The following is a 10,320-nucleotide window of genomic DNA, read 5'->3' as shown; positions in this document are numbered from 1 at the left end:
CCAAAAGTACCCATCCCGACTTATCGGGACAATCCCTGGGTGCCTTTGGCCACAAACCAACCACACATCCAAAGACAGCGATCACTGTCTTTGGGGGATATTGCCTCATGAAAACATACCGCATATGATCCCAAAGCCTAATGCTCGGTATTGCTTTTTGATTGAATCTGCCCCTGTTTTTTGATCTTGCTGGCATAGGTCCCGGTTTAACATCGGGAGAAACGTTCTTCGGTAGCTCCTGTATGATATGAATGTTGTTTGGAATCGTGCTTCGGGTGACAGTCATTCATCTACTACAGGTATTGAGTCTTGCAGGGATCGGCCTTCCGGGATTTGGCAGTAAAGGCGCGTTTTATCCTTTCTTCTAACGATCATACCGCACAGGCATCAAGCAATCCGGAGAAGTGTTGCAGAAACATTCATACCTCACTTGCATAAACACGTCTTGGAGTGCGCTAACAGGATAAAATGTGGATTTACAACAAATACCGGACAGCCGCGGCGTTACTCAAGTTTTTTATGTCTTTTAATTGCTTTCGTGGACTCGCCGCTAAGGGCAGCTCGGCATTGATTCTTTTCAGCTGCAGGAAAAGAATTAGGCCCAGCGGCATGAGCGAAAGATTTTCTTTATGACTAAATTTTTGCATTTAACCGGATACCAGTGAATAAAAATAGCAAAGCATATTTTTAAATTGAATTTTAGCCGAATCCTTGAAAATAATGCAGAAATGATCAGATAATTCATAATCTTTAAAAAGAAACAAACTATTCTTTTCTTTTAATTTACATTGACCAAAAGCCTATTCATCTATAGCATCATACTATTGATCCCCTATTAACAAGTTTTAACATTTCATTGGAAAAATTTACAATAAAAAATAAGCATCTTAGGGTATAGCTATTTGCTTATCAGGCCTTTAAATCTCTTGTAGGAGTAAGCAGCTTGTATACACTTGAAAAGTTTAAGAGGCTTTTAGCCCCAATTTTTAATTAATTCAGATACTGTATGAAGCTACCAATCTTTGCATTACTTATTGTACTCCTTTGTTCAAGCACCCTGTTCGCTCAAAATAATTATTCCGTGAAAGGTAGTGTTATGGACACCACATCAGGTATCGCTTTGCTGAATACCAGCATCACCGTGCTGAATTCAAAGGATTCGACCCTGATTAAATTTGCAAGAGCGGGCGCAAGCGGAGCATTTTCCATAAACAACCTGAAAGAAGGATCATTTATCCTGATGGTGACCTATCCTGACTATGCTGATTATGTTGAACAGTTCAGTCTGAATACTACAAAACCCGTTATGGATTTCGGAAAGATCAAAATGATACTGAAAGCCCGGTTGCTGGAAGAAGTAATTGTGAAAGGTACCGCTGCACAAATGACAATAAAAGGTGATACGACCGAATTTAATGCTGCTGCCTTTACTATAGAAGCCAATTCGAAGGTTGAAGATCTGCTTAAACAATTGCCCGGTATTCAGGTAGATAAAGACGGCAAAATTACTGCCCACGGTCAGGCGGTAAACAAAGTTCTGGTAGACGGTGAAGAATTCTTTGGAGATGATCCAACTCTGGTTACAAAGAACATAAGAGGGGATATGGTGGATAAGGTGCAACTCTATGATAAGAAAAGCGATCAGGCTACTTTTACAGGAATAGATGATGGTGAACGGACCAAAACAATCAATATCAAATTAAAGGAAGATAAGAAGCAGGGCTATTTTGGTAAAGCCGACGCCGGAGCAGGCAATGATGAGTTTTACCAGGGCCAGGCGATGTTCAATGCCTTTAAAGGAAAAAAGAAATTCTCAACCTATGGCACTATTGCAAATACGGCTAAAACGGGTTTAGGATGGGAGGATAACAACAAGTATGCTACCTCAAATGTTCAGGTTGTTGAAGGAGGAATAATGATCTCAGGAGGAGGAGATAGTGACCTAGACTCCTACAATGGAAGATTTAACGGAGAGGGAATACCGCTTACACGCAGCGGAGGCATGCACTATGACACCAAATGGAAAGAGGATAAATATTCTATTAACATGAACTATAAAGTAGGTTCAATAAATGTTACGGGTGATAAAAACTCCTTGAATCAGAACAACTTACCTACAGGCATTATCAATACCAATACTGACCAGACCACTGATAATTATATGTTCAGACAAAAATTGGATGCAACATTCCTGGTTAAGCTGGACACTACTTCTGACTTGAAAATTATGCTTGACGGAACATTAAAAAACAGTGAAAGCAATAGCAATTATTTCACTTCAAGTTTAAGAGGCAATGGTGTTTCACTTAACGGCAGCAGACGTAATCTTAGCAATAATGGCGATCAGAAGATCTTTAATGCCAGTGCTTTATGGACTAAAAAACTAAAAAAGAAGGGACGGACTATCTCCCTGACCCTTGGCCAAAAATTTGATGAAGATGATGCATCGGGCTTCCTGAATTCTGAAAATAGTTTCTATAATACCCAGGGAATGCTTGACAGCATCCGCTTAATTGATCAGTACAAGACCAACCTGACCAGAAGTTCAGGCTTTAATTCCAATCTGGCCTATACTGAACCACTCTCCAAAACCTTCTCAGTCATTCTTAATTATGGCTTAAACCTGGGCAAAAGCATCGCAGAAAGGGAATCATTTAATAAGTCGGGCACCGGAAGATATGACCTTTTGGACCGTGAATTCAGCAATGACTACGAACTCGATCAGACTTCTAATCAGGCAGGTGCCATTTTCAATTACAGGAAAGATAAAAATGTCATCAATTTCGGAACCCGTGTTAATGCTGTTGATTTTAAACAAACAGACCGGTATACCGGTAATGTTTATAAAAGAGATTTTCTAAACTGGTTACCCCAGGCATCTTTCCGGCATAATTTCTCAAAACAGAAATCTTTTGAGATCCGGTATAATGGAAATACTACACAGCCAACCCTTAACCAGATCCAGCCAATCAGGATCAATACTGATCCATTAAATATTACCCTGGGTAACCCTGATCTGAAACCCTCCTTCCGGAGCGGTTTTAATCTATATTATCATTCTTACAAAGTCCTGAGTGACAAATCAATATATTTCAGCGGAAGCTATTCCACAACGCATAATGCCATTGTGAACAATACCATTACAGATGCAGCGGGAAAGAGTACTTTTCAATCAGTTAACCTTGCTGATAAAAATCCGGCTAATCTATCCTTCTATGGTGGTTATGGCCAAAAAATTCCCGGGACAGAGCTAAGACTTGGAATTAATTTTAGCACCAATGCCAATACTTATTTCAACATGATCAATAATGTTCTGAATGAAACACGGTCTAACAATTATAGTCCACGGCTATCGTTGCAAAGATATAAACAGAAAAAGATCGAACTTTTCTTTGATATAGGTCCGGAATATATAACCAATGAATCATCCTTACAAAAACAGATCAACAATGACGGCTGGGGGGTAAATTCGGGGCTCTCACTATCGCTTTATCTGCCCAATAAGATTAAAATTCAATCAAACGCAAATTACAGGTACCAGGAGAAGACTCAAACCTTTGCTGAAGACTTTAACCGTCTGATCTGGAATACTACACTTACTAAAAGTTTCATGAAAGAAGAGAGTCTTAAACTCTCACTTACAGGGAATGATCTGTTGAATCAAAATATAGGTTTTAACAGGATGGCTACCAGTAATATGATCAGCCAGAATAGTTATACCACAATTAAAAGGTATTTTATGCTTTCACTTTCATACGACCTGAATCATATGGGCGGAGGCCAGCCAAAAAAATAAGCTTATGAAACCTGCATGAGCTTGCCGCTCACGAAAAGACATGAATAAGCTCATGCAAGCTTCATAGCCACTAAAAAACAAATATATACTTATGAAACAAATTACATTACTTTCCACAATTTGGCTTCTCATTTTATCAATTAACCCCATTTTTGCTCAGCATGCACGCTTTGCAACAGAGGGAATTATTGAATTTGAAAAAAGTGTGAATATGCACGCCCAGATCAAAAAATATATCAATAAGGATAATGAATTTTACTTTATTCCTGTATTTGAGCAATACAAAAAAACAAAACCCCAGTTCAGGGTGTTAAAAAGTACACTAAGCTTCAGTAAAGATAAAACCTTATTCAATCCGGCTCCTGCAGATGAATCAGACCGAAGTTGGTTCAGTGATATCCCTGCAACAACGCAGAACAATATCGTTTTTACAGACCTTTCAGCAAATACCAGCATCACCCAGAAGACTGTCTTTGAAGAAACTTTCCTGATCAGAGACAGTACCCGCAAGATCAACTGGAAGATTACTTCAGAAACCCGCGACATTGCCGGCTATCCATGCCGGAGGGCCAATGCCATCATCATGGACTCGATCTATGTGGTTGCGTTTTATACCGATGAAATTCCTGTATCCGGGGGGCCTGAATCATTTACAGGCTTACCGGGCATGATTCTGGGCGTGGCCTTGCCTCATGAAAATATGAGCTGGTTTGCCAAACTGGTAACAGATAAGTCCCTGCCCCCAGGAACTTTGGTAGCACCAAAAAAAGGAAAAGTTACAGACAATAAAGGTTTGCTGGACACCCTGATGAAGGTTATGAAAAATTGGGGAAGCTACGCACAGCATTCTTTAAAATCATTCCTGATGTAACTATGCATGGAAAAAATCAAAGGAAAGAAAGCTTATTATCTGCGGCTAAGCAAAATAGTCAGACTTTTGATTGTTCTTTCATTGCTTTTTCAAAACAGACAAAGCCGGGCCCAAGACTCGACTCATCCCGAATTAAATGGACTGATTAATTCAATTAAAACCTTTAATGAAACCAGAGCAATTGAAAGGCTTTATCTGCATCTTGACAAACCGGAGTATCTGAGCGAAGACACTATTTGGTTCAAAGCTTATCTTTTTAATGCAATTCTTCTTAAAAACTCATCGAAAAGTAGCTTGATGTATATCGAGATTGCCACCGATAGCAATAGAGTTGTAAACCGCATCATGATACCTTTAATCAGTGGTATCAGCTGGGGGAATATTGTCCTGGGCAAGAAAGAATTTCCCGAAGGTTTATATACTCTTAGAGCTTATACAAGCTGGATGAAAAATTTTGATGAAAAACAGATGTTTGTTCAACATTTCAGAATAAGCTCGCCCCAACAGCAAAGCTGGCTGATAAACTCAAATTTTAATCTTTCCAAACAGAGCGGAAAAGATCAACTTAACTTATCCATGCAATTCAGTGATATGAACGGTGCCCCTATGGGTTTAAGGCCTATTCAATTCAGATTAACAGATGGAAAAAGAAGTATAATCAAAACAGTAAAAGAAAGTTCTCTTTATGGAAAGCAGGAACTCAATATTGAACTACCCGAAAAGCTACAGAACAGTAAATTAAGCCTCATCGCAAAGAATCAAGGAAAGGGAGAAATTAGTAAAGAAATGCTAATCCCGATCATAATTCAACGTCCTGAGCATACCGATCTCCAGTTCATGCCCGAAGGTGGACATCTCGTATCCGGACACTTAACCAACATAGCTTTTAAAGCCATAGCTGAAGATGGAAAAGGAACAGATATTTCAGGGATTATTGTTAACAGTAAGCATAAAGAGATAACTTCATTCAGTTCTGCATTCAGGGGCATGGGAAGGTTTCGCTTCATTCCCCTGCATGGTGAAAGTTATTCTGCAAGAATTAAGCTTCCTGACGGCCAAACCAAAGATTACCCCTTACCCTCAACAAAGAATACCGGAACCACACTAAAAGTGATTAATCGCCGCGAAAGTGATTCATTGGAAGTCCTGATATTATCAAGTCCTGATTCGCCATTTAACCAGAAACAGTTCTATCTCACCGGACAAACAAATGGTATACCTTATTATGGAGCTGTTTTCCTTCTGAAAGCCGGTATGAACCGGATTCTGATTGACAAAAACCTGTTTCCTACCGGAGTTTGCCGAATTTCTTTGTTAAACGACATGTACTATCCCGTAAACGGACGATTGGTTTTTATTGATCATCAGGATAATCTTAAAATACAGATAAGTACTGATAAAGCCTTTTATACACCAAGAGACAGCCTTTCCCTTTCATTACTTGTTCATGACTCGAACGGCAGACCGGTTCAGGGAAACTTTTCGCTTTCTGTAACTGATGATAACCGGGTAAAACGCGACATTATTAAAGAGAATAATATTTTAAGCAAATTGCTTCTTGATTCAGATCTCAAAGGCACAATTGAAAGCCCGGGATATTATTTTTTTTCAGACCAGAAGGAGAAAGCATGGCTCGACCTTGATAATCTGCTGCTGACACAAGGTTGGACCGGCTTTAATTGGCCAGAAGTTCTGAATCAACAAATACCATTGATCCATCCAGCAGAAAATGAATTTCAGATCAATGGCACTATAAGCAATATCTTTAATAAGCCAATAAGCAACAGCGAGGTAATACTGTTTTCAAAAAAGCCATTCCTGCTTATGGATACCCTCAGTAACAAAGAAGGCAGATTTACCTTCAGAGATGTTCCTCTCACAGATACTGCAGTTTACGTCATTCAATCGCGAAACAAAAAGGGCAAAAGCTTCAATATTGGTATCGGGGTAGATGAGTTTATACCGCCGGTCTTTGAACCATCCAAAGAGCCATACATACCCTGGTATATAAGCAACGATACATTAGCCTTTAAGAGCAATGTCAACAGCATGAAGGAACAGGCTCGCTGGACTGAACTGTTAGGTAAAAATATGCTTGAAGAAATCGTTGTTACCGCAACAAAATTCATTAAAGAATCCAGAAACAGAAATGGCGCCGGTAATGCTGATTATATTCTGAATGAAGAAGATATGCAGAAAGCAAAGAAGAAAACCCTGTATGAATTACTTGGAGAACGTTATCCGGGGTTTAGAACAGGAGTAGGAATGGCGGTTAAAGATGCTAACTCAGACACAACAAGATATATTCTGATGAATTCTATCGTAAACCTGATTATTGATGGAGTGAATATTAAAACAATCGGGGCAAGCGAAGAAATGTATATGGACTATCTTACAGCAGAAGATATAACCGGAATAGAAATTCTAAAAACACCTGAATATGCATTTGCATATGACAGGAGAATCGTTGAGAAAATAAGAGGTTGCAGAGCCTGTCCCCCTCCTCCAATATTTCTGGAAGTGACCACCAGATCCGGTAATGGCGCATTCTTAAAAAAAACTCCAGGAGTGTATTTATATAAACCCATCCCTTTCAGCTTCCCGGCAGAGTTTTATAGACCTAAATATCCTCTCAATAAACTTGAAGGACTCCCGGATCTACGCTCCACAATTCACTGGGAACCAAATATTATTACTGATAAGGAGGGTAAAGCCAGTGTATCTTTTTATTCTTCAGATTTGCCTGGCCAATATTCAATCATTGTTGAGGGGACAGACATGAACGGAAGTATCGGCTTTTTAAGACGAACAATAGAAATCAAAAAGTAGAGCACCAACTATGCCGCTCTAAGCATTCAGATACAGATCAATCAAACCCTCAGGAAGGTCAACATGTAAAATTCCACTCTCATCATCGATCTCAATAATCAGATCATCATTCAGAGGGAACATGATCTCTTTGTTTTTATAGGGCACCACAGCCACAAACTGCTGAGGGTATTCATGAATTTCAATGATCTCACCCAGTTCACCTGCCTTTTCATCATGCACAATGAAGCCTTTCAGATCAGTAATCAGAAACTCATCCTCATCTCTTTCGGGCTTTAAACTATTAGGCAGGTACAGCTTTTTACGAACTAATGCTTCGGCCTTTTCAATGCTGTCTATATCATCGAAATAGAAATTGCCGGTCTGATTATTCTGCAATTTACAGGAGGAGATGAAAAAAGGCACCAGCTTTCCATTGATCTCTGCAAAAACAGAATCCAGCTTAAGATCAGCAGGTTCATCGTATTCAAAATAAACCTGAACTTCTCCTTTTAAACCTTTGGTCTTGGTGATATAACCAATGTAAAAACAATCTTCAATCTTCATCGCTGTAAAACAGGAACGTCATTGCCAATGTCTCTTAACAGCCCTCCCGGAGGAGAACATGCTGATCAAACATCTGCAATGACGTTATTAAAATTATTTTCTGAGAATTACTCTGCAGCAGTTTCTTCAGAAGCAGCTTCTTCTGCAGGAGCTTCAGTTTCAGCAGATGCCTCAACTTCAGCAGCTTCTTCAGCTACAGTTTCCTCAACCTCTTCTACAGGAGGAGTATTTTTTGCAGCGATTGCAGCAGCAATTTCCTCTTTCTTCTTAGCCTCAGCAACTAAAGCAGCTTTCTTAATTTCTTCTTTAGATTTAGAAAGGCTTTCTTTCTTTCCTTCAATCTTACCTTCTTTTCCTTGTAACCACTGAGCAAATTTTGCTTCAGCCTGCTCAGGAGTTAAAGCACCTTTCTTTACACCACCTTCAAGATGTTTTTTGTATAAAACACCCTTGTATGAAAGGATAGCACGGCAGGTATCAGTAGGTTGAGCACCTTTGTTAACCCAGTCTAAAGCTTTATCGAAATTGATATCAATAGTAGCCGGATTTGTGTTAGGATTGTAAGAACCTAATCTCTCGATGAATTTACCATCTCTTGGAGCACGGGCGTCTGCTACCACTACGTGATAAAAAGGTTTTCCCTTCTTACCGAATCTTTGCAATCTGATTTTAGTTGCCATTTTTCAAGTTTTATGTATTCAACATATTCCCGGAGTCTATTCTGCGGGGCTGCAAAGATAATAAAAAATCAGAATTAAAAACTGGAATTAGCTATTTTTGAGGCATGTCTGAAAGAAAACCCCGAATTGCAGTGGATATGGACGAAGTAATTGCCGATCCGATCTCTAAATTTATACAACTTTATAACCGCGACTATGGTATCCCGCTCGATCTGAAAATACATCCGGGAAATGAAGTTTATCATCATGTTCCTGAACATGCTAAAATGAAATTATGGGAATACATTAACGAAAAAGGCTTTTTTCGTGATCTTGATGTCATGCCCGACAGCGTGGAAGTACTCAGGGCCCTTCAGGATAAATATGAAGTTTTTATCGTATCAGCAGCCATGGAATTCCCTAATTCGCTGCAGGATAAACACGAGTGGCTGGCAGATCATTTTCCGTTCATAGGATGGCAGAATATCATCTTTTGCGGACTTAAAATCGTGAATGTAGATATCATTATCGACGACCGCATCAAAAATTTTAAGGATTTTAACGGCAGAAAACTCCTTTACAGCTCGCCGCACAACTTATTATTAACTGATTACGAAAGGGTAAACAACTGGAAAGAAGTTGCAGAAAAACTCCTGTAACATTTTCCGGTTTTTCAATCTAAAAAGAAAAACCAGTCATGATAGTTACAACAACAAACGAAATTGAAGGGAAAAAGGTAGCTAAATACTTAGGTATCGTATCCGGAGAAGCCATTATAGGCGCAAATATTGTTAAAGATTTCTTTGCCGGTATCCGTGATATAGTTGGCGGTCGCTCAGGCTCATACGAAGAAGGACTGCGTGAAGCAAAGGATATCGCTTTACGCGAAATGCAGGAACAAGCTTTACGCATCGGAGCTAATGCTATTCTGGCCGTTGACCTTGATTATGAAACTCTGGGAAGCAACGGAAGTATGCTGATGGTTAGTGCTTCGGGTACTGCTGTCATACTTGAAGACAGGGTCTGATTACCTTCCCGGATTATAGCCGGGATTCTACAAAATCAATCAGTGAATGAATGACCTTAATGTGAATTTCCTGCGCTCTGTCGGCATATTCCGACTTCGGAGCGCGGATTTCTACATCACATAATCCGGCCATTTTACCCCCATCCTTACCACTTAAACCGATTACCCTCATCCCCTTTTTCTTTGCCGCTTCTATCGCATTCAATACATTTTCAGAATTTCCGCTGGTGCTGATGGCAAAAAGCACATCACCTTTTGACCCGATGGCTTCCACCATTCTTGAAAAAACAAAGGCATAACCATAATCATTAGCCACACAACTGAGGTGGGAGGGATCTGAAATTGCAATTGCCGGATAAGCCGGACGATCATTACGATACCTGCCGGATAGCTCTTCGGCGAAATGCATGGCATCACTCATCGAACCGCCATTACCGCAGGATATCACTTTTCCACCGGCCCGAATGGCCTCTACCAGAATATTTCCTGCCTGTTCAATGTTTCTGAAATTACTGTCATCAGAAATAAACTGATCAAGTATTTCTCTGGCTTCTGTAAAATGTTGTTTTATTCTTTCCATCAGGGCTTTACC

The 10,320-nt window shown here is 39.7% G+C and carries 8 protein-coding genes; 5 read left to right on the top strand and 3 right to left on the bottom strand.

Features of this window, described 5'->3' with window-relative positions; translation table 11 throughout:
* Positions 1-1,006 precede the first annotated feature (1,006 nt).
* The 3 genes from P2W72_RS15400 (at position 1,007) to P2W72_RS15390 (ending at position 7,496) form a co-directional block, all read left to right on the top strand.
* Positions 1,007-3,796 carry a TonB-dependent receptor gene (locus tag P2W72_RS15400; RefSeq protein WP_276364443.1) on the top strand — a complete coding sequence of 930 codons (2,790 nt, stop codon included), beginning with the start codon at positions 1,007-1,009 and terminating at the stop codon, positions 3,794-3,796.
* Positions 3,797-3,887: 91 nt separating this feature from the next.
* A complete protein-coding gene (locus tag P2W72_RS15395) occupies positions 3,888-4,667 on the top strand; it encodes a GLPGLI family protein (protein WP_276364440.1) in 780 nt (259 codons plus the stop codon).
* Positions 4,668-4,673: 6 nt separating this feature from the next.
* Positions 4,674-7,496 carry a hypothetical protein gene (locus P2W72_RS15390; protein ID WP_276364437.1) on the top strand — a complete coding sequence of 941 codons (2,823 nt, stop codon included), beginning with the start codon at positions 4,674-4,676 and terminating at the stop codon, positions 7,494-7,496.
* 18 nt (positions 7,497-7,514) lie between these two features.
* Here P2W72_RS15390 and rimM read toward each other — a convergent pair whose 3' ends face one another.
* Both rimM and P2W72_RS15380 read right to left on the bottom strand, forming a co-directional pair.
* Positions 7,515-8,042, bottom strand: a complete 528-nt coding sequence (gene rimM, locus P2W72_RS15385) for a ribosome maturation factor RimM (RefSeq protein ID WP_276364434.1) — start codon at positions 8,040-8,042, stop codon at positions 7,515-7,517.
* A gap of 107 nt (positions 8,043-8,149) precedes the next feature.
* Positions 8,150-8,722 carry a 30S ribosomal protein S16 gene (locus P2W72_RS15380; protein WP_276364432.1) on the bottom strand — a complete coding sequence of 191 codons (573 nt, stop codon included), beginning with the start codon at positions 8,720-8,722 and terminating at the stop codon, positions 8,150-8,152.
* Positions 8,723-8,826: 104 nt separating this feature from the next.
* On the opposite strand from P2W72_RS15380, the gene P2W72_RS15375 reads away from it, so the two are divergent.
* Positions 8,827-9,360, top strand: a complete 534-nt coding sequence (locus P2W72_RS15375) for a 5'(3')-deoxyribonucleotidase (RefSeq protein WP_276364429.1) — start codon at positions 8,827-8,829, stop codon at positions 9,358-9,360.
* A 38-nt stretch (positions 9,361-9,398) separates the two neighbouring features.
* Positions 9,399-9,728 (top strand): heavy metal-binding domain-containing protein, encoded by a 330-nt coding sequence (locus tag P2W72_RS15370; RefSeq protein ID WP_276364426.1) that lies wholly within the window; start codon positions 9,399-9,401, stop codon positions 9,726-9,728.
* A 13-nt stretch (positions 9,729-9,741) separates the two neighbouring features.
* Here the strand turns inward: P2W72_RS15370 and lpcA are convergent, their stop codons facing one another.
* Positions 9,742-10,308 (bottom strand): D-sedoheptulose 7-phosphate isomerase, encoded by a 567-nt coding sequence (gene lpcA, locus P2W72_RS15365; RefSeq protein WP_276364423.1) that lies wholly within the window; start codon positions 10,306-10,308, stop codon positions 9,742-9,744.
* Between the last annotated feature and the right edge of the window lie 12 nt (positions 10,309-10,320).

It is taken from the genome of Daejeonella sp. H1SJ63, from assembly GCF_029360775.1.
Lineage (GTDB): Bacteria > Bacteroidota > Bacteroidia > Sphingobacteriales > Sphingobacteriaceae > Daejeonella.
Note: the sequence above shows the minus strand (reverse complement) of the source record. Positions and strands in the feature narration are given on the sequence as shown.